A 19,361-nucleotide genomic window follows, 5' to 3' on the forward strand; every position below is an offset into this window, starting at 1 on the left:
GCCACCGCAAGCGCAGAGCAGCAGCGATAGCATCATGACAAATGGCATTTTTTTCATCGTTATAGACCTGAACTCACAAGGTCGGCCATTGTGGGGTCGGGCCGGCCGCTATCAGGAGCGGGCGCGATTGTATCGAATTTCGCCGTGGCCCCGCCTGGCTGGCGGGGCACGGGCTCAGTACATTATCTCGGGTCGAGCAGCTCGATGCAGTGGCCCCGATAGAGCAGGCGTTGACCGCTCATGACAAGCAGCTCACTGCTCTCCTTCAGGCGTTGCCACTCCTCGGGGCTCATGGGGCGAGCCTGACGCATCTCGATCAGTGGTGCCAGCCTGGTGAGGCGTCCCGAGGCGCGATCGCGCATCCAGAGCTCCGCATCATCGGGCAGGGCGGGCGCGGTCAGCCCCTGCTGGAGCTGGATCTTCGACTGTCCCGGCCGTTTGCCCTGATAGGCGAGCAGGGCAAAGGGTTCGGGTTGCTCAGCAGTGCTCATGACCGCCAGATAGCGTACCGGTGTGATGAGAGGCTCGGTGCCGGGCAGCAGGGGGCGCAGCCAGAGGCCGAGCAGCAGGCTGGCTGCCATGGCCATGGGCCACCAAGGCCTGACGCGTCTGGCAAAGAGCGCCCCGGCCAGGCGTGACCACACCCGCTCGGGGAGGGGCGGGGCCTGGTCGGGTTGCACCGGGGCAAGGCGCTGTTGCCACAGATCGATCCACTGCCACCAGGAGGGATCACGCGCCATCAACTGCTCGAGGCGGCGCTGCGTCCTGGCGGTGAGGGTTCCCAGAACATACTCGCTGGCCAGTCGCTCTCGCAGGTGATCGCGCTGATAACGGTTGGGGGTCATTGGGTCAGACATTGTTTCAGCTCCTCCAGTCCTCGCCGGATCCACGACTTGACGGTGCCAAGGGGGGTTCTGGTGTGAAGAACTATCTCCTGATGACTCAGGCCATGGCGATAGGCGAGCACGATGGCGTTGCGTTTCTCGGGGGCCAGACGGTGCAGACAGGGATCCAGTGGCAGCCTTTCTTCCGGGGTCACCAGGGGGGCGAATGCCGCATCCCAGGGGGCTTCCTGTCGGCGGTGGCGGCTGCGCAGGGCATCCAGGGTCAGGTTACGCATGCATTGGCAGAGCCAGGCCCAGGGGTAGTCTATCGGGTAGGAAGAGCGATCCTGCCAGAGTTTGATAAATCCCTCTTGCAGCAGGTCGGCGGCCCACTGCTCATCCTTGACCAGATGAAAGATGAGGGCGTAGAGAGGCTGGCCGGTGAGCCGGTATAAGGCCTCGAAAGAGGCCTTATCTCCATTCCGGCTGCGGGTCAGCAACAACGAAAGCTGCCGGTTGTCGATGCCTGCCCTCATAGGGGAACCCGGTGCCACACCTGCAGCACACCGTCTCCACTGCTCTGTCCCGGCGCCGTGTCCTTAAACCACCGATAGAGGGGCTTGCCCCGATAACTCCACTGGTAGCCCCCATCCTTGCGTTCGACGAGACCGAATCCAGCCTTGACCGCCTCCGGTTTGAGCGCCTCTCGTGCGGCCAGCGCCGGGGGCCACTTGCGGGCACACTCGTCGTAGCAGACCGATTGGCCGACCGGATCCTTGTCGAAGGTGTAGAGGCTAAGCCCCCGCTGATCGGCCAGATAGCCTTCCTGACCCAGGACGACGCGCGTCAGGGGAAGATGCTCCAGGGGGCTTGTCTCGATGGCCCAGGCACTGCCCAGGGGCAGGAGGAGGGCGGCGGTGATCATCAATTTCATGGTGTGTGCTCCTCGTTAACGGGTCCAGCCATCTTGGGCGAAATAGGTTTCACCCTCGGGGCTCTCGATAAAGGCCAAAAAGCGGCGGGTGATCGGGTCAGCCGTGTGTGCCTGTGCGATGGAGAGGCCGCGAAAGATCCGTCGCTGTGGCTCTATCTCTACATAGTCCACCTTGTCGGACTGGTTCAGGGGCCAGTGTACCCAGGTGATCCAGGCGTCGGCCTTGAGTCGGGTAAAGGCGCGATAGCTGGCGCCGCTCCCCTGCTCATAGGCCACAATGTTGCGGCGCAGCGCCTGCAGATCCGCCAGGGAGCCGAGCCGGCCGGCCACATCCTCCCACAGACCGGTGCCCGAGGTGTTATAGCTGCCACGCCCCTCGGTGACCACCACCCTCAAGGGGTGCCTGAGCAGGTCATCGATGCCGTTTATCCGGGAAGGATTGCCCTTTTGCACGGCAATCACCGCTCGCCTCAGGTAGTAGGGGCGGGCGCTTTGGGGATCGAGAAAGGGGTAGCGCTCGAGAAAGGCGGACATGGATTGCTCCGCCCCGGCAAAGATGAGGTCGGCATCCTGACTCGCCTGCTGGCTCCAGCCGGACTCGGGGCCGGCGGTTACCACCACAGGTACATTGCTCTTGCGAGCGAAGGCGTCGGCCGCTCTCTTGAGTGCGCTATCCGGCCCGCCGGGCCCATAGAGGTGAAGCACGTCGTCATTGGCCTGATGGGCCGCCTGTGCGGGCATCTGCCACAGCAGGGCGCAAAGTAGCGCCAGAGAAGGTGAAGTGAATTTCATTGTTGCTCCTGGTTGGGGTCTCACCAGAGAGACGCTCACCAGGGGCCAATGGATGCAGTGTCTTCATTTTTTATGGCTCGGCCACCGGAACCGGGAGCCAGCGGGCCAGCTGGTCCAGCGCCGGCTCCAGCTCGGGCCCCCAGGGGTGAGAGGCGTTAAGACGCAGGCAGTGATCGTGCTGGCCGGCCCCGCCAAACAGGGCCCCCGGGGCCAAAGAGAAGCCCGCCTCGAGCGCCCGGCGATAGATCTGTCGGGTGTCGACTCCCCTTGGCAGGGTGAGCCAGAGGAAGAAGCCGCCACCGGGCTGACTGATCCCCACCGAGGGGAGGCGGGTCTGCAGCTCGGCTCTTAGCCTGTGCATGCGTATCGAAAGGGTGTGACGCAGACGCCGCAGATGGGCATCGTATCCCCCCTCTTCCAGGAAGCGGGCCAGGGCCAGCTGGCTTGGCACATTGGTGGCCAGGGTGGAGATAAGCTGACGGCGTTGCACACGGGGCGCATGGCTTCCCGCCACGACCCAGCCGACCCGAAACCCCGGCGCCAGACACTTCGAGAAGGAGGAGCAGAGCAGGCTCGTTCCCTCCCTATCCCAGTACTTGAGGGGACGAAGCGGGTCGCGCCCAAAATGGAGTTCACCATAGACGTCGTCTTCTACGACCGGCACCTCATAACGGGCCAGCAGCGCCATCAGGGCGGCCTTGTGCTCGTCACTTTGGGTATGTCCGAGGGGATGCTGCACGTTGGCCATCAGCCAGCACGCCTTGATGGGGCGCTCTTTCAGGGCGCTTTCGAGCTGGATCAGGTCGATCCCCACACCGCTGATCACCGGGATCTCCACGGCCCGCAGTCGCAATCGCTCTATGGCCTGCAGGGCTCCGTAGAAGGTGGGGGACTCGACGACCACCCAATCGCCGGGTTCGGTGAGGACCTGCAGGCTTAAGGAGAGAGCCTCCATGGCGCCTGTGGTGATCACTATCTCCTGGGGATCCACCGTCAATCCTCGCATGGCATAACGGCGGGCAATGGCACGGCGCAGGGCCTCGTTACCGGGGGGGAGATCGCTCACCGTACTGAACGGATCCATGGTTCGCATGACGCTGGCCAGCAGGCGGCCGAGGCGAGGCAGGGGGAAGAGATGGGGGTCGGCCACCGCCATGCCCAGAGGCACCAGGGCGCGTGACTTGCCGGCCTGCAATACATCAAACACCAGGTTGTTGATATCGACGCTGTCCGTGTAGTGGGTCTCGCCGGGGGGAATGCCCGGCTTTGGAGAGGTGTCCTTCACGTAATAACCGGACTGGGGGCGAGCCTGGATGATCCCCTGGCTTTCGAGCAGCTGATAGGCCTGCAGTACCGTCATGGGGCTCAGGTGGTGGGTCTTGCAGCTTTGGCGAATGGAGGGAATGCGCTCACCGGGGTGCCACAGCCCGGCATCGATCTGCTGGCGCAGCCGGTCGGCGAGATCGCGATAACGGGGCATGGGGATCTCAAACTGTTATAGGTGTTATTCACTCTAACTGCATCTGTTATAGCTGTCACGCCCATGTTGTACTGGCCGCGCACAAAAACGTGCAAGGCAAATACAACAAAAGAGAGTGACACATGATCAATCCGGATGACGTGGTCAGCCTGTCGCGCCTGCAGTTTGGCGCCACCGCCCTGTTCCACTTCCTGTTTGTTCCCCTCACCCTGGGGCTCTCCTGGATATTGGTGATCGCCGAGTCGGCCTATGTGATGACCGGTAAGCCGATTTATCAGGAGATCACCCGCTTCTGGGGCAAGCTCTTTGGCATCAACTTCGTCATGGGGGTCACCACCGGGATCACCATGGAGTTTCAGTTCGGTACCAACTGGGCTTACTACTCCCAGTATGTGGGGGACATCTTCGGCACCCCGCTCGCCATCGAAGGGCTGATGGCCTTCTTCCTCGAGTCCACGCTGGTGGGGCTCTTCTTCTTCGGCTGGGAGCGGCTGCGCCCGGGGCAACACCTGTTGGTGACCATGCTGGTGGCCCTCGGCTCCAACCTCTCGGCGCTCTGGATCCTCATCGGCAACGGCTGGATGCAAAACCCGGTGGGCGCCGAGTTCAACCTGCTGACCCAGCGCATGGAGTTGACCGATGTGGCCGCCGTGCTGCTCAACCCTGTGGCCCAGGTCAAGTTTGTCCACACGGTAGCGGCGGGCTATGTGGCCGCTTCTATGTTCGTCATGGGGGTAAGCAGCTGGTACCTGCTGCGCCGGCGCGAAGTCCCTTTCGCCCTGCGTTCGTTCGCCATCGCTTCGGGCTTTGGCCTGGCCGCCATCTTGTCGGTGATCGTGCTCGGCGACGAGTCGGGGTATCGCACCGGCGAGGTGCAAAAGGTCAAGCTCGCCGCCATCGAGGCCGAGTGGGAGACAGAGCCTGCCCCGGCGGCCTTCACTCTGTTCGGTTTCCCGGATCAGGTTGCCCAGACCACCCACGCCGCCATCAAGATCCCCTATCTGATGGGGCTCGTCGCCACCCGCTCCCTCGATGAGCCGGTCACCGGCATCAAGAGCCTCAAGCGTGAGCACGAGCGCCGCATCCGCAGCGGCATGGTGGCGGTGGGGGCGCTCGAGCAGATCCGCGCCGGGGATCGGAGTGAGGCAACCCGGGCGCGCTTCGAGCGTCATCGGGCCGATCTCGGCTATGGCCTGTTGCTTACCCCTTATGCCGACCCCATCGTCAGCGCCGACGAGGCGGCCATCGCCAGGGCAGTCGAGGACTCCATCCCGCAGGTAGCACCGCTGTTTGTGGGCTTTCGCCTGATGGTGGGGCTGATGGTCGTGAGCTTCGTGCAGCTCTGCCGTAACCGGCTGGAGAGCTCGCCGCGGCTGCTCAAGCTCCTGCTCTGGAGCATGCCGCTCCCCTGGATTGCCATCGAGGCGGGCTGGTTTGTCGCCGAGTTCGGTCGTCAGCCCTGGGCCATCAGTGACCTGCTACCGGTCTCGGCGGCGGCCTCATTGCTGACGGCGGGGCAGCTCTGGTTCAGCCTGATCGCTATTTGCACTCTCTATACCCTCTTGCTGGTGGTGGAGCTCTACCTGCTGTGCCATGTGGTTCGCAAGGGACCCGCCATACTGCGTCCCCGTCACGGTGACGACCAACAACCTGCCCTGGCGAGGAGCGCCTGATGGATTACACAACGCTCAAACTGATCTGGTGGGCCCTGCTGCTGCTGTTGCTGCTTGGCTTCGTGGTGCTCGATGGTGTCGATCTGGGGGTGGCCATGCTGCTGCCCCTGGTGTCGAAGGATGATGAGGACCGGCGTCTGGTGATCAACAGCGTCGGCCCGGTGTGGGAGGGCAACCAGGTGTGGCTCATCGCCGCTGCCGGCGCCCTGTTTGCCGCCTGGCCCCTGGTCTATGCCGCCGCCTTTTCGGTGCTCTATGTGCCCATGGTCGTGCTGCTGCTGGGCCTCTTCCTGCGACCGGTCGGATTCGACTATCGCAGCAAGCTGGCGGATCCCGTGTGGCGTCGCTGGTGGGATCGTGCCCTGGTAGTCGGCGGCCTGCTGCCGACCCTGGTGCTCGGGGCGACCCTGGCCCTGGTGATGCAGGGGCTGCCGTTTCGCTTCGACAGCGCCTTGCGCCTGCACTATGGCCCCTTCGCCCTGCACGGCGCCTTCATCGCCGCCGTAATGGGGTGTGTGCTGCTGACGCTGCTCTTGCACGGAGCCAGCTTCTAGCAAGGGAAGGTGACGGGAGTGCCGGCCCGGCGAGCCCGTGGTGCCGCCATCTTGCTGGGACCGCTCTCGAGCCTGCTCTACCTGCTCTGTGGCTGGCTGCTGCTGGGGATCCCCGGTTACGCCCTGGGCACAGCTCTGGACACCCATATGGTGCTCACCCCCGCCGACAAGCTGGTCGTGCCGGCTCCCGATGGCTGGCTCGCCAACTACCTGAGCCACCCCTTGCTGTGGCTGGTGCCCCTGGGCGGGCTGCTGCTTCCGCTTGTCAGCAGTCTGGCCGCCTGGTTCATCCGTCCCCGCCTGGGCGTACTGGCCAGTGCATTCAGTTGCGTCGCCATGCTTGGCTCGGTGGCCATCGCCCTGTTTCCCTTCGTGCTCCCCTCGAGCCTCGATCCTGCCAGCAGCCTGACCCTGTGGGATGGCACCTCCAGCTACCGAACCCTGGCCATCATGCTGGGGGTCTCGATGATCCTGCTGCCCGTCAACCTCGGCTACACCGTCTGGGTCTACCGGGTGGTGCGAGGGCGGCTCGATCGGGACCATATTCGCCGCCACGGCCATCAACTCTACTAACCCTGTAAGGAGAACCTCATGTGGTACTTCACCTGGATGCTGGGGCTCGGTTTTGCCCTGCTGCTCGGGCTTTGCAACCTGCTTTGGCTGGAGGCGCGCTGGGAGGAGGCGGCCGACCGTGAGCAGGGCTGAGCCCGTTAGAACGGCCGGACCGTTACCGGCGGGCGGTCCGGCCCCCTCAACGACAGTCAGTGACTGTTGAACAACCACAGGTAACCAAGATGAAACTGACATTAAAAGCCGTGGCCATGGCCATCGGATGTGCCCTGATGGCCATGCCTGCGAGTGCCGATCAGGTTGATCTCACCCCCAGGGACAAGCGTTTCACGCTGCAGATACTCGGCAGCGGTGGCCCCATCTCCGATGATCAGCGAGCCTCCTCCAGTGCGGTGATCTGGTGGAAAGGGAAGTCCCGCCTCCTGATCGATGCCGGTGGCAGCGTCTATCTGCGCTTCGGCCAGGCCGAGGCCAGGCTCGAGGAGGTCGATTTTATCGGCATTACCCACTTTCACACCGACCATGTGACCGATCTGCCTGCCCTGCTCAAGGGGGCCTACTTCTTCAAGCGCCAGGATCCTCTCGATCTGGCCGGGCCCGAGGCGGGATCGGCGTTTCCCGGTATGAGCGGCTATTTCAACGCGCTCTTCGATCGCAAGAAGGGGGCTTATGCCTATCTCGGCGGCTTCAAGGATGGCAGTGACGGCCTCTTTCCCGTCACCCTGCACGACGTGGCTTATGACCAGCCGGTCGCCCAGCGGGTCTACCAGCAAGATGGCCTCACGGTCACGGCCCTCGGCATTCCCCACGGGGATGTGCCCTGTCTGGCCTATCGCATCGAGAGTCGAGAGGGCGTCATCGTCATCTCGGCGGATCAGAACGGCAGCAATCCCGCCTTTGTCGACTTTGCCAAGGGGGCCGACATTCTGGTGATGCCCCTTGCCATTCACGAAGGGGCCGATCCCCTCTCTGCCTCGCTCCATGCCCGGCCCTCAGTGGTGGCCAGCATCGCCGCCGAGATCAATCCCGGACTGCTGGTGCTCAACCACTGGATGGGGGTTGGTCTCAATCACAAGAAGGAGGCGATGGCCATCGTTCAGCGCACCTTCAAAGGCCAGGTGGTGGCCGCCCGCGATCTCTCCAGTTATCCCCTCTCGGCTCTCAAGGAGTCCACCCATGAGTAACAAAACGAGTTGCACCTTGACCCTCTCCATCGCCATGACCGGCCTTATCGCCCTGACGCCCGGCGTGCTCCACGCAACCACAGGGGAGGAGGCGCCAGTGGTGGTTGCGACCGGCGGCCAGTGCGCGGCCGGTAAATGCGGTACCGAGAAGCGCTTCGAAAAGCAGCAGCTGGCGCAGGATCCTCAGGATCGTCTGGTCCGGGCCCGTGACGGCCTGTGTGGAGTGTCGGGGGAGGGGCTCAAGGGGACGAAAGGAGACAGCAAGATGACGGAGGGAGTATGCGGGAACTGAGTCCCTTTTGCCGGGGGATCGGCGTGCGGCCGGAGCACCTGGCGCAGCTCTGTGAGGAGCCGGCGCGACCCGGTATCGACTTTGTCGAGCTGGCCCCGGAGAACTGGATGGCGATGGGGGGCGCCAAACGGGATCAACTCTACCGGATCGCCGAGCGCTACCCACTGGTGGCCCATGGGCTCAGCCTCTCCATCGGCGAGTGCCGGCCCCTTAACCGTCAACTGATCGCCGGGATCCGGGCGTTTCTCGACGAGTTCGCCATCGATATCTACAGCGAACACCTGAGCTTCTCCCGCGACGGACAGGGCTATCTCTACGAGCTGCTGCCGGTGCCGCGGCGATGGGAGAACATCCCCTATCTGGCGGACCGCATCGCCCGGGTCCAGGATGCGCTGGCTCGGCCTCTGGTACTGGAGAATATCTCTTACTACCACACCTACGAGGGAGAGGTGCCCGAGGCGGCATTCCTGTCCGAGCTGGTGGCGCAAAGCGGCTGTGAGCTCCTGCTCGATATCAACAATGTCTATGTGAACAGCCGCAATCACGGCTACTGCCCGAAGCAGATGATTGCCGATCTGCCAGGGAGGGCCATTCGTTACTTCCACGTGGCGGGCCACCGGGAGGAAGAGGGGGGCCTACTGCTCGATACCCATGGGATGCCGGTCTGTGAGGGCGTGCTGGATCTGGCTCGCTTCACGGTATCCACCCATGGCATGCGCCCCCTGCTGCTGGAGCGGGATCATCATCTGCCGCCACTTGCCGAGCTGGAGGCCGAGCTCTCCCGGGTTCATCGGGCATGCCGGGAGGCGGTCGATCCCCAGTGGTGGCACGAGAAGGGACGGGAGGCCTGTCATGGATAGAGGGTCGCAGCGCGAGCCGGTGTGCCACCCCCCCTTGCGGCTGCAGTTGCAGACCGAGTGGCTGGCCAGGCGAATTCGCAATCCGCAAGGGGGGGTGGCTCGCCCCTATGTGCAGAGCATTCGGGCCAGCGTGACCTCGGTGCTTGAGAGCTGTTTTGCAATGACCCTCGAGCAGCTGGCACCCGCTGAGCGGGAGGCGCTGGTTGAGGGGTTTGTGGCGCACCACGGCGCCCAGGAGCCAGCCTTTCACCACATCGCCACCGAGTTTGTCCGCTATCTGCAGGGGCGTCTCGAGCGGGGCGCCTGTTGTGATGGGGCAGAGCGGTTGGAGTGGCCTTGGGAGCGGCTGGCACTGCTGGAGTATGAGTGGGCCTGCCTCGAGGTCGAGCTTGATGAGGCCCAGGTGCCTCCCGTTGCCATGACGAGGCTCGAAGAGGCGCTGTGGCTCAATCCCACCCTGAGACTGCTCGCCCTTCCCTTCGTCGTGCGCCCTGGCGCCGTGGTGGCGAGCCGATCGGGGCCACACTACCACGCGCTGTTTCGCACCGTCGATCATCAGGTGATCACCCAGCCGCTTGGCACCATGGACACCGCGCTTCTCCAGCGGATTGGTCAGTCGGAGGGGATGACCTTAAGCGGGTTCGCCAGGCGGGTGGGGCCTTATCTCGGCGGGGCGGAACTGACCCTGTGGGCTCGTCGTTTCCAACGGCTCGGGATCCTGACGGCGCCGCCGCTTTATACCGGTCTCGATATGCAGGCCACATCAATTGACAAGATCCAAGGAATATTCCCATGAACAACACCCTCATTCAGTGGTATCAGGGGGCCGTCGCCCGGTGCAAGCGGCTCGATTTTCTGGCCCTGTTGGCCATTCGCCTCTATCTGATCCCCGTCATCTATGTGGGCGCCCACTCCAAGGTGGTGGGGTTTGCCGGCACTGTGGCCTGGTTTGGCGCGCCGGCAGCGGAAGGGGGGCTCAACCTGCCATTCCCGACCCTGCTCGCCTTTTTGGCGGCGGGGACCGAGGTAGTGGGGTGTATCTGTATCGCCCTGGGCCTTTTCACCCGTGTCATGGCCATTCCGACCATCTTTCTGATGAGCGTGGCCAGTGCCATGGTCCACTGGAAGCACGGTTGGGATGCTATCGCCACCGGCAGCATGGAGGCCACCTTGCGCCTCAACGGCTTTATCGAGTGGCTGGCCGCCAATTTCCCGGGCCGCTACAACTACATCACCGAGTTGGGGGATCCCGTGATGCTCAATAACGGAATGGAGTTTGCCGCCACCTACTTCGTGATGTTGCTGGTGCTGCTGGTCTACGGAGGAGGGCGCTATGTGAGCCTCGATTACTGGATTGCCCGTGCCATCGGGGCACAGAGGCGGGATGAGCCAGGCACACAAGAGGGATAACGGTGACGAGCGGCCTGGCCGCTCGTCTCTTTTGATGACTCAGTAGCGGCCCACCTCGACGGGGGCTTCGCTCTCTATGGTGGTGAGGCGGGCCGCCCACTCGTCGAGCCAGTGCTCGCGGGCGACCTGCTCGGCACGGGCCGGAGCGTAGAAGATGGCCGGGGCCAGCACCTGATAGCCGACAAACTGCAGGATCCCGCGCGAGATGGGGCGCAAAATGGCCTCGATGGAGCCGTTGAGTCCCTCGGGATCATAGGCGTCGGCCGCTCCCCCCGTGGTGAGGCAGAGCAGGGCGCGGCGCCCGGCGAAACGACCGCTCTCGTAAAGGTGGCCTTGGCCATAGATACGTCCCATGGCAAAGACCCGGTCGACCCAGCCTTTGAGGATGGCGGGCAGGCCAAACCACCAGAGGGGAAACAGGAAGATGAGAAGCTCGGCCTCCTCCAGCTTGGCCATCTCCGCATCGAGTTCGGGGGAGAAGCTGTCGCGCTCGGTGGCGTAGAGCTCCTCCTGCTGGAGCTTGAGAAAGTCCGGGTCCCTGGCGAGTTGGAAATTACGCCTGTCGGAGACCGGCTCAAACCCCATGGCATAGAGATCGCTGGTCATGACGGTGTGGCCGGCGGCCTCCAGCGTCTCTATGGCGGTCTCGAACAGGGCGCCGTTGAAGCTCTGGGGTTCGGGATGGGCATAGACGATCAGTACTCTCATGACACTCTCCAGGGATGCTTTGGCCCAGCATACCGACAGGATCGGCTCAACCCAAGGGGCGCGCTGGCAAGCTGGGGGACGGATCACAGGGGCGAGGGCGTGGGGCTGGATGAAAATGCTGCATATTTTGATGTTTTTCGTTATTCAAGCTGCGTCAGGAAAAAAGCAAAGAAAAATGTGTCAATCATTCTTTCCATGGTTTAGTCTGATGCTCCATCTAGTCAGGAGTGCTGTCATGTCGCTGTGGGTATTGTCATTTGGTCGATTTTTTAACCGCCTTGTCGCGGTGACCTGACGCATACGCAGCATGTGGAGCAAACAGGGTCGCCGAGGGCGGCCCTTTTTATTGGAGTCGATGTGATGAAGTGTTCCCCGGAGGTTGTATGAGCCAGGTGCAGTGGTCTTCCCGTGTCGGGCATGTGTTGGCGGCGGCCGGCTCGGCCATCGGTTTGGGGGCTATCTGGAAGTTCCCCTATGTGACCGCCACCAATGGCGGTGGTGCCTTCCTGCTGGTGTTCCTGCTGTTCAGTTTCACCCTTGGGGTGGCGGTCCAGGTAGGGGAGACCCTGCTTGGCAGCCATAGCCGGCGCGGGGTGCTGGGGGCCTTTCGTACCCTGGCCGGGCCAAACTGGCGCTGGATGGGGTACATGGGGATCCTGTGCGGCTTCTTCATCTACAGCTTCTACAGCGTGGTGGGGGGCTGGACCGTGGGCTATGCGGCCCTGGCCGTGGGAGGAAAGCTCAACCTCGCTGAGGCGAGTGAGTTGACGGCCCTCTTTGGCGGTTACGTGAGCCACCCCTTCTGGCCCGTATTGACCCATCTGGTCTTTGCCGGCCTCACCTGGTGGTTCGTACAGGGGGGCCTGCAAAAGGGGGTGGAGCGGGCGCTGCGCTGGATGATGCCGGCCCTGTTTGTGATGATGCTGCTGCTGGTGGTGACCGGTCTCTCCATGCCCGGCGCCATGGCCGGGGTACGCCAGTTCTTGCTGCCCGATTTCAGTCAGCTCACCGGTCAGGGGGTGCTCGATGCCCTGGGACTGGCCTTCTTCTCCCTCTCCATCGGGCTTGGGGTCCACACCACCTATGGCGCTTACCTGCCAAACAGTGACGGTGTGCTGCGCTCCGGCGTCTGGGTAGTGACCCTGGCGAGCCTCATCTCGGTGCTGGCGGGCTTGATGATTTTCCCGGTGCTGGCCTCTACCGGCATCGATCCGGCTGCCGGTCCCGGGCTGACCTTTATGACCATGCCGGCAGTGTTCAATCATCTGCCGTTTGGCCAGGGGCTGGCGGTGCTCTTCTTCCTGCTCTTGCTGGTGGCGGCGCTCTCCTCCTCCATCTCCATGCTCGAGCACCTGGTGCGTTTCGCCACCGAGGAGTGGGGCTGGAGCCGACGCGGCGCCTGCCGGGCCATCACCTTGCTCATCATGGGGTGCGGCATCCCGGTGAGCCTCTCGTTTGGCCCCTGGGCCGAGTACACCCTGGCAGGCAAGACCATTTTTGACCTGCTTGACTACCTCACCTCCAACCTGATGATGCCCCTGTTTGGCCTGGTGCTGACCCTGCTGCTGGGGTGGCGTCTCGGGGAGCGCATGGTGCCGGACGGACTCTCCCCGGTGCTGCGCCTCTCCCTGCTCTGGTGCTGGCGGCTGGTGGCGCCGCTGCTGATAGCCGGCATCCTGGTGCGCGGTCTGCTGTAAAGAAGAGGCCCCGGCGATGCCGGGGCCTCTTGCTTAGATGTTCCAGTGCATCTCTTTTTGCAACTGGTCGGCGAGGGGTTTCAGGGGCTCGCCCATGGGGCCAATCAGTACCATGTTGGCGCCTTTAAGCTCCATGATCTCCCCTTGCAGGCGACCGTCGGAGAAGTCATCCCGCCCTATCTTGAGCGGTACGTGCCGCGGCACCAGGAACAGGGTGATGGGACCCTTGCTACCCTGGATCTCCATGTGTAGCGCCGGTCCCTGGTAGAAGGAGCAGTGGTTCACATAGGTGATGTGCCCGAGCCCTGCCATGGACGTCAGGCGGGCGCCATACTTCTCCATCTTGGCATTGATGGTCTCGAGGCTGACCCGTTCATCGACCCCATGGGTAAAGGACTGCTCCCCATAGACATGGGCCAGGGCGACCGAGGAGAGATCCGGGTGCTCGCTATCGAGGGGCAACCAGCGGGTGGAGAGCCCGAGCAGGAAGGCGACCGAGGCGGCCACGGCGACCTGACGCCAGACCCTTGCCGGGGCGGGTTGTGCCCTCAGGGGGACCACGCGGGCGGCAGCCTCTTCGTCACTGCGATCCAGGGCCTGGCGCAACAGGATGCGCTCCGCCAGCCCTTCGGGCAGGGGCACCTTGAGCGCCTGCACCAGCTCCTGCTCGCCTGCCTTGAGCTCTTCCACCCACTTGCGGCGGGCCGGTGACTCCTGCAGCGCGGCGAGAAACGCCGGGTTGCTCTCATAGGGGTTGGCCAGAGCCTGGCGCCGGAATTCGAGTTCATCCATTGCCTTGACCTCTCTGCTCTTTGCTCTGGCTGAGTGCCTCGCGCAACTGGTTGCGGGCACGAAACAGCCGGGTGTTGACCGTGTTCTTGTTGATGCCGAGCTGCTCGGCGATCTCGTCACCGCTCATGCCGAGCATGACCTGCATCACCAAGGGCTCCCGATACTCCTCGGGCAGCTTCTCGATTTGGCGTCTGAGCCACTCTCCCTCTTGCTCCCGCTCCCCGGCGGGGGTGGGATCGGCCAATGCCACGCTATCGAGATCCACCAACTCGGGTGAGACCCGCTCGAAGCGACGGGCGTTCTCGCGTCGGACGATGGTGATAAGCCAGGCCTTGGCCGCCTTCTCGTCGTGCAGTGAATCGAGGCTGCGCCAGGCACGCAGGAAGGTCTCTTGCACCAGATCCTCGGCGACATGGGGATCCCGGCACAGCCAGTAGGCATAGCGGTAGATGTCCCCATGCAGGGCCTTCACCAAGGCCTCGTATCGTGTCTGTTTGTCTGCCATATCCCCATAGACCGGGGGATCGCCGCTTTTCTTTCCGAACCAGCGTGTGAAAAGAGTCATGGCTCTTCCTTGTTGTGTGATGGGGTTGGGGCCAATAACCAGCGCCAGTGACGCCAGAGGGCCCGCCTGAACTGTTGTGCGCTGCCCGACCGGGGGCCGCCGAAGCAGGCGTGCTCGAGCCGGGAGGTGGCATCCCGCAGGCCGGGGGGCAGGGCGTGCCTAGGATACCCGCTTCGGCGCAGCCAGTCACACCAGCGTTGTCGCAGTGCATCCGGCTCGCCCCTCAGGGTGGCGCCCAGGTACAGGGCGCGCAGCAGGGGAGGAAGGCGGCGCCTGAGAAGCGGGATCAGCATGAGGAGCAGCAGCAGATCGAGCTGGGTCGGTGCTGACGTGGTCACAGGTGCCCGGGCAGGCAGCACCTTGAGGTGCAGCGGGGGGAGTCGGGCCAGCTCTTCACGCTCGGTCAGGGTATTGAACCAGTGCAGCTCCACGGGTGGGAGGGTGAATTCACCGGCGTGCTCCGGCGTGATGGCCTGGCGTACGGTGCGCTGGCCGAGCAGGTGGCCGCGCTCCAGATAGCGCTCACGAAACTGCTCCCCGTCCGGCTGACTCTTGAGGCCTGCCAACTCGGGAAGGGGCAGGGGGAGGTGGCCGAGCTCACCATCTTCCCACTCCAGCAAGAGGGTACGCACCAGGGGCTCCCCGACCCGCAGGGGGGTGGGGGTCTGCAGGCTCTGGCTCAGGCGAAGGAGCCGGGCGGCCGGTTGGGGGGGATCCGAGACCAGCAGGCGCACCGGGTTGGCCCGTCCCGAGAGAGGCAGGACTCCGCCTCCACCGGGCAGGGGCAGGGTGGCGGTGAAGCGGGGGGCTTCCAGCCAGCTGGCACCGCTCTTGCGAGCCTGTAGCAACCAGCGCCGCTCGAGGCGGCCCGGGCCACCCGGAGTGGCCGGCGGCGTCCAGCTATCCTCGCCCAGGCGGCGAACCCGAAAGCCATCGGCCTGGGGCTCCTCGAGACCGGGGGATTGCACCTCTTCGGGCAGCCAGAGAGTGAGGCGGTAGACAAAGGGTTGGCCGACCCAGTAGCGCCCGTCCCCCTCTAGGCTCGCCTGCTGCTCGATAAAGAGATCCTGCAGGGGGCGTGCTGCGGCCTGGTCCAGCGGGGGCAGGGTCAGGGAGGCGCTCTGCTCATCACCGATCCGCAGGGGAGGCACCGGGGGCAGGGCCCCCTGATGATGGGGCTTGAGGCTTAAGGGGATGGTCCAGCGGGTCAACTCGTGCCTCGGGGTGCTCAGGCGAGCCTGGGTGATGCGACCGACCACAAAGTGGCGCAGCAGTGGGGTGACATCCAGCGCATCCGGTTGAGCGATCCCCTCCTGCTCAATGTGCAGGGTCCAGCCCGATAGGCCGGCCAGGACCTCGACCCGAGGTGCCGCCAGGGCGCCGGTTGTGAGCAGCATCAGGAGCCAGCCTCTTACCATGGCTCCCCCGCAGGTGGCGTCGGGGCGCGCTCGGCCAATTTGCGCAGCCGCTCCTTGAGCAGGATCACCGGGGGGGCACTGGCCCCCACCGGGGGGGCCGCCGAGGCGGGAGGGGGCCGATCCGGGGCCTGAGCCTGCCCATTGGGGTCGCTCTTCGGCTGGCGGCGCAGCAGGGCCAGGTTGTAGTTGGCATCCGCGTGATCGGGCTCCAGGGCAAGGGCCGACTCATAGGCGGCTTTTGCCTCCTCCAGCTCCCCCAGATGGGCCAAGGCATTGCCCCGGTTGTAGTGGGCGGTGGCGCTCGCCGCTTCGGCATAGGCCTCGGCGGCGCGGCGATACTCCTTGGCCCGATACCAGGCATTGCCGCGCCAGATCGGGTCGTCGAAGGCCTGGGCCGCGCTTGCATACTTCCCCTCCTCATAGAGGCGCAGGGCCGAGCGGGAGGGCTCCGCATGAAGGGGGGGCAGCAGCAGGGGGAGCAGCAGCAGGCTCCACAGTACGCCCCTGCGCGCCAGCAGGGAAAAAGGGAGCAGCAGTAGCAGCAGGTAAGGGCCGAGTTCGAGCCAGCCGGTGCGCAGCTGGTGGCCGGCCCCTTCGCCCAGGGGGGTGAGCAGCACCGGGTCGCGATCCGAGCTCATCAGCCGGCCTCCAGTGCTGTCGGCCAGCCCGGCGATGGCCGCCCGATCTGGCGGGGGCAGGGTGAGTCGTCCCTGATCGGGGGGGAGGTGGGCCACCTTGTCACCGGCGAGCAGCAGAATATCGAGGCGCGGCGCCTCACAACGGGGGGCGAGCAGGCTGCGTCGGCAGGGCCAGCGCTGGCTGATCGCGGTTTGCTGATCCCGGGTGATCTGATCGGTGATCAGCAAAAGTCGTGTCGGGTGCTCCTGGCCGAGGCGATCGAGGGCCAGCTGGACCGCCCGCTGTGGTGCACTCCCCTGGATGGGCATCACAGCGGGCCTCAGATCCGGCAGCAGGCGGCTCAGGGCCTCTCTGTCCTGGGTGGGCGGCATGGCCAGGTAGGCATCGGCGGCAAAGAGGACGAGGGCGATGCGCCGGCCATCTTCCACGGCCAGCAGGTCTTGCAGCAGCAGGCGAGCCCGGGTGGCCCGATCCGGCGCCGGATCGGTGGCCAGCATGGAGGCGGAGAGATCGAGCAGCCAAACGTCCAGCGGGGGACCGCTCATCGGCAACTCACCCCGGGGCAGGGCGGGGCCGCTCAAGGCGGCGATCATCAGGAGCGCCGCCAGGGGGCGCCAGGGGCGGGGGGCCGGTTGGGCTCCGTAGAGGTAGTGGGCCAGGGGAGGCGCCAGCAGGGGCTGATGGCGACGCCCCCGCCACCACCAGAGCAGCCAGGGGATGAGTGCCAATAGCCAGGCGGGTCTTAGCAGGGTGAGCTCACTCATGAGGATCTCCGCCTCGGCCACGCGAGCAGCAGCAGGGCCAGCGCCAGAGGCCAGGGGTAGAGTTCGCGCTCGGCGCTCATCCGGTGCAGGGGACGGGCGGTGGGCTCGAGCCGGTCGAGCGCTGCTTGCATCTCGGCCAGATCGGCCATGGAGCGCACGCGAAAATAGTGGCCATGGCCGAGCCGGGCGATCTCGCGCAGCAGGGGCTCGTCGAGCTCGGCACTGGGATCGCGCTGGTTGGCCGGCAGCAGCGGGGTGTCGGGGTCGGCCCCCACCCCCAGGGTGTAGAGCACCATCCCCTCGGCGGCGGCCAGGCGGGCCTGCTCCTGCGGCTGCGCGTCACCCGAGGTGTTGCGCCCGTCGGTGATCAGCAGCAGGGCCCCGGGATGGGCACCGTCCTGATGAGCGCGGGCCAGGGCGATGGCCTCCCCCAGGGCCGTGGTGCGGCCGACCAGATCGAAGTCGAGCTCCTCGCCGAAGGCCAGCAGAGCCTGGTGATCCCGGGTCAGGGGGGAGAGCAGGTAGGCGTGATCGGCGAAGACGATAAGGGCGATGCGATCCCCGGGCCGCGCCTGGATGAGCCGGGCGAGGCGCTGCTTGACGGCGGCGAGGCGGCTCATCTGACGGCCTTCGTCGAGCATGTCCTCGGCGCGCATGCTGTCGGAAAGATCGATGGCGACCAGCAGATCCCGACTCGGCTGCCAGGCGATGGAGGGAGGATCACGCCACAGGGGGCGACACAGGGCCAGGATGAAGGCACCCCAGACGAGGGCGGCTCGCCACTCGCCGCGCCTGGGGGTAACGAAGAGTCTGGCAAACCCCTCGTGGCTGAGGGCTCGGGCCGGCCGCAGGGGGGGGAGCCCGAAGCGAATGAGCAGGGGCAACGCCAGGGCCAGCAGGGCCCAGGGCCAGGCCAGGGAGAGGGAGCCGCTCATGGGCGCCTCCGTGGCAGCAGCGGATAGCAGGCGGCGAGCAGGCGTTTGATCTCTGCATCGAGCCGTTTGCGCTGTAACAGCGAGAGAGGGTGACGGCCATAGACCCAGGACTCCCACTCCTCCTGCCACTGGTGCAGATGAGTGCCACTTCGCTCATCGAGGGTGGCCAGCCAGGGGCGGGTGGGTTGGCGGGACAGCTCGGGCCAGCGGTGGCGCGTGAGGCGGCGCAGAGCGTGGTGCAGCGCAGGCAGCTCATCCTTGCCGTGCTGCTGCCACCAGCGCTGGCGCCGCCAGCGTTGACGCAGGGCAAAGACCAGCAGCAGCAGGGCTGGCAATAGCAGCAAAAGCAGCGAGAGAGCCCATAGCCGGCTCTGCTCGGTGTCGGGCAGGGTCCCGGGATGAATGTCGCGCAGGGCCGAGAGCCAGCTCAGATCAGCCGCCATGGGCCCTCCCGCCACTGCTCGGCCAGGGGGCGGCCATTGTCGAGCCGGTAGAGGCGGTGCACCAGGGGGAGCAGGGCCCGGGTGACCCGCTCCTGTTGCAAGGTGGCCGCCTTTTCATAGGCATGGGCCCGCTCGCCGTCGAGCCAGCCCCCCCCCGCTCGCGTGCGCGCCGCCATCAGGGCATGGGGAGGCAGAGTGAGCTCGAGCGGGTCGACAATCTGCCACAGGTGCAGATGACAGCGCCCCTTGAGCCGGGCGAGCTGCTGGCAGAGCCGGGTGTCCGGCTCCCGGTGATCCGTGATGAGGTGGAGCGTCGCCCCGTGGGGCAGGGGCAGGTGTGCCAGCTGCTCGCCCAGGGGGGCGGCATCTTGCCGCTCGCTCAGCCAGTGCCCATAGGCCTCGCAGAGGCGGCCGATCAGGGGCTCGGGATGGCGTGGCGAGCGTTGGGGGGGACCATCGCCAACCTTGAGCCAGAGTGGCTTGCCGGCCCCTTGCCAGAGCAGGGCCGAGGCGAGTTCGCAGGCGAGCCTGCCTTTTAGTTGCAGGGTCGAGCCAAAGCGCATCCCTTCGCCCAGATTCACCACCAGGGCGCGGGCCTCCTCGCGCTCCTCCTGATAGAGGCGGGTGTGGGGGCGACCGAGGCGGGCGGTGACTCGCCAGTCGATATGGCGCACCTCGTCGCCGGCCTGATAGAGACGCAGCTCCCGAAAGGTGAGACCGGGCTGGCGGCCGAGCCGACCGTGGTGCAGGGGGGCGCGCCGCTCCTGGGGCAGGGGGGGCAGGGCCCGGGTGGCCAACAGCCGCGCCAGGGGGAGCGCCAGCATGGG

Annotated in this window: 21 protein-coding genes and 1 pseudogene; 9 read left to right on the forward strand and 13 right to left on the reverse strand. The window is 65.3% G+C overall.

Features of this window, described 5'->3' with window-relative positions; translation table 11 throughout:
- Positions 1-182: 182 nt before the first annotated feature.
- From AB5Y48_RS20310 to AB5Y48_RS20330, 5 genes are all read right to left on the reverse strand, one after another.
- Complete coding sequence (locus AB5Y48_RS20310; protein WP_144431363.1) at positions 183-857, reverse strand: hypothetical protein; 675 nt, start codon at positions 855-857, stop codon at positions 183-185.
- Positions 842-1,360 carry an RNA polymerase sigma factor gene (locus AB5Y48_RS20315; RefSeq protein ID WP_368165571.1) on the reverse strand — a complete coding sequence of 173 codons (519 nt, stop codon included), beginning with the start codon at positions 1,358-1,360 and terminating at the stop codon, positions 842-844. Before AB5Y48_RS20315 ends, AB5Y48_RS20310 begins: the two co-directional genes overlap by 16 nt.
- Positions 1,357-1,758: a hypothetical protein gene (locus AB5Y48_RS20320; protein WP_368165572.1), complete on the reverse strand. Its 402-nt coding sequence runs from the start codon at positions 1,756-1,758 to the stop codon at positions 1,357-1,359. Before AB5Y48_RS20320 ends, AB5Y48_RS20315 begins: the two co-directional genes overlap by 4 nt.
- A 15-nt stretch (positions 1,759-1,773) precedes the next feature.
- Positions 1,774-2,550 carry a substrate-binding domain-containing protein gene (locus tag AB5Y48_RS20325; protein WP_368165573.1) on the reverse strand — a complete coding sequence of 259 codons (777 nt, stop codon included), beginning with the start codon at positions 2,548-2,550 and terminating at the stop codon, positions 1,774-1,776.
- A 70-nt stretch (positions 2,551-2,620) separates the two neighbouring features.
- Positions 2,621-4,030: a PLP-dependent aminotransferase family protein gene (locus tag AB5Y48_RS20330; RefSeq protein ID WP_368165574.1), complete on the reverse strand. Its 1,410-nt coding sequence runs from the start codon at positions 4,028-4,030 to the stop codon at positions 2,621-2,623.
- A gap of 122 nt (positions 4,031-4,152) precedes the next feature.
- Here AB5Y48_RS20330 and AB5Y48_RS20335 point away from each other — a divergent pair, with 122 nt between their 5' ends.
- The 8 genes and pseudogenes from AB5Y48_RS20335 to AB5Y48_RS20370 all read left to right on the forward strand — a co-directional run bounded on the left by AB5Y48_RS20335 (position 4,153) and on the right by AB5Y48_RS20370 (position 10,573).
- Positions 4,153-5,703: a cytochrome ubiquinol oxidase subunit I gene (locus AB5Y48_RS20335; RefSeq protein WP_368165575.1), complete on the forward strand. Its 1,551-nt coding sequence runs from the start codon at positions 4,153-4,155 to the stop codon at positions 5,701-5,703.
- A pseudogene (gene cydB, locus AB5Y48_RS20340) lies at positions 5,703-6,830 on the forward strand (cytochrome d ubiquinol oxidase subunit II). Before AB5Y48_RS20335 ends, cydB begins: the two are co-directional and overlap by 1 nt.
- An 18-nt stretch (positions 6,831-6,848) precedes the next feature.
- Positions 6,849-6,962 carry a cytochrome bd oxidase small subunit, CydX/CbdX family gene (locus AB5Y48_RS20345; protein ID WP_050665665.1) on the forward strand — a complete coding sequence of 38 codons (114 nt, stop codon included), beginning with the start codon at positions 6,849-6,851 and terminating at the stop codon, positions 6,960-6,962.
- Between the two features lie 89 nt (positions 6,963-7,051).
- Entirely contained in the window at positions 7,052-8,011 is a 960-nt protein-coding gene (locus tag AB5Y48_RS20350; protein ID WP_368165576.1) for an MBL fold metallo-hydrolase, read from the forward strand.
- Positions 8,004-8,303 carry a hypothetical protein gene (locus AB5Y48_RS20355; RefSeq protein WP_368165577.1) on the forward strand — a complete coding sequence of 100 codons (300 nt, stop codon included), beginning with the start codon at positions 8,004-8,006 and terminating at the stop codon, positions 8,301-8,303. Before AB5Y48_RS20350 ends, AB5Y48_RS20355 begins: the two co-directional genes overlap by 8 nt.
- Positions 8,291-9,163, forward strand: coding sequence for a DUF692 domain-containing protein (locus tag AB5Y48_RS20360; RefSeq protein WP_050665662.1), 873 nt, complete (start codon positions 8,291-8,293; stop codon positions 9,161-9,163). Before AB5Y48_RS20355 ends, AB5Y48_RS20360 begins: the two co-directional genes overlap by 13 nt.
- Positions 9,156-9,959, forward strand: a complete 804-nt coding sequence (locus tag AB5Y48_RS20365) for a putative DNA-binding domain-containing protein (protein ID WP_368165578.1) — start codon at positions 9,156-9,158, stop codon at positions 9,957-9,959. Before AB5Y48_RS20360 ends, AB5Y48_RS20365 begins: the two co-directional genes overlap by 8 nt.
- Positions 9,956-10,573, forward strand: coding sequence for a DoxX family protein (locus AB5Y48_RS20370; protein WP_050665660.1), 618 nt, complete (start codon positions 9,956-9,958; stop codon positions 10,571-10,573). The genes AB5Y48_RS20365 and AB5Y48_RS20370 overlap by 4 nt, the downstream gene beginning before the upstream one ends.
- A gap of 39 nt (positions 10,574-10,612) precedes the next feature.
- Here the strand turns inward: AB5Y48_RS20370 and AB5Y48_RS20375 are convergent, their stop codons facing one another.
- Positions 10,613-11,281 (reverse strand): NAD(P)H-dependent oxidoreductase, encoded by a 669-nt coding sequence (locus AB5Y48_RS20375; protein ID WP_050665659.1) that lies wholly within the window; start codon positions 11,279-11,281, stop codon positions 10,613-10,615.
- A gap of 383 nt (positions 11,282-11,664) precedes the next feature.
- On the opposite strand from AB5Y48_RS20375, the gene AB5Y48_RS20380 reads away from it, so the two are divergent.
- Positions 11,665-12,978 carry a sodium-dependent transporter gene (locus tag AB5Y48_RS20380; protein ID WP_050665657.1) on the forward strand — a complete coding sequence of 438 codons (1,314 nt, stop codon included), beginning with the start codon at positions 11,665-11,667 and terminating at the stop codon, positions 12,976-12,978.
- Positions 12,979-13,011: 33 nt separating this feature from the next.
- Here the strand turns inward: AB5Y48_RS20380 and AB5Y48_RS20385 are convergent, their stop codons facing one another.
- From AB5Y48_RS20385 to AB5Y48_RS20415, 7 genes are read right to left on the reverse strand one after another with little or no spacing between them, the layout of a single operon-like run.
- Positions 13,012-13,770: a DUF3379 family protein gene (locus AB5Y48_RS20385; protein ID WP_050665656.1), complete on the reverse strand. Its 759-nt coding sequence runs from the start codon at positions 13,768-13,770 to the stop codon at positions 13,012-13,014.
- On the reverse strand, positions 13,763-14,275 hold the full coding sequence (locus AB5Y48_RS20390) for a sigma-70 family RNA polymerase sigma factor (RefSeq protein WP_231686243.1): 513 nt from the start codon (positions 14,273-14,275) through the stop codon (positions 13,763-13,765). The genes AB5Y48_RS20385 and AB5Y48_RS20390 overlap by 8 nt, the downstream gene beginning before the upstream one ends.
- Positions 14,276-14,331: 56 nt before the next feature.
- Positions 14,332-15,732 (reverse strand): hypothetical protein, encoded by a 1,401-nt coding sequence (locus tag AB5Y48_RS20395; protein ID WP_368165579.1) that lies wholly within the window; start codon positions 15,730-15,732, stop codon positions 14,332-14,334.
- Between the two features lie 14 nt (positions 15,733-15,746).
- Positions 15,747-17,156 (reverse strand): VWA domain-containing protein, encoded by a 1,410-nt coding sequence (locus AB5Y48_RS20400; protein ID WP_368165580.1) that lies wholly within the window; start codon positions 17,154-17,156, stop codon positions 15,747-15,749.
- Positions 17,153-18,091: a VWA domain-containing protein gene (locus AB5Y48_RS20405; protein WP_368165581.1), complete on the reverse strand. Its 939-nt coding sequence runs from the start codon at positions 18,089-18,091 to the stop codon at positions 17,153-17,155. The genes AB5Y48_RS20400 and AB5Y48_RS20405 overlap by 4 nt, the downstream gene beginning before the upstream one ends.
- Positions 18,088-18,534 carry a hypothetical protein gene (locus tag AB5Y48_RS20410; protein WP_058628293.1) on the reverse strand — a complete coding sequence of 149 codons (447 nt, stop codon included), beginning with the start codon at positions 18,532-18,534 and terminating at the stop codon, positions 18,088-18,090. The genes AB5Y48_RS20405 and AB5Y48_RS20410 overlap by 4 nt, the downstream gene beginning before the upstream one ends.
- Positions 18,519-19,358: a DUF58 domain-containing protein gene (locus AB5Y48_RS20415; RefSeq protein WP_136614628.1), complete on the reverse strand. Its 840-nt coding sequence runs from the start codon at positions 19,356-19,358 to the stop codon at positions 18,519-18,521. The genes AB5Y48_RS20410 and AB5Y48_RS20415 overlap by 16 nt, the downstream gene beginning before the upstream one ends.
- Positions 19,359-19,361 lie beyond the last annotated feature (3 nt).

The sequence above is a fragment of the Aeromonas sp. R6-2 genome (genome assembly GCF_040908155.1).
In the GTDB taxonomy this organism is placed as follows: domain Bacteria; phylum Pseudomonadota; class Gammaproteobacteria; order Enterobacterales; family Aeromonadaceae; genus Aeromonas; species Aeromonas schubertii.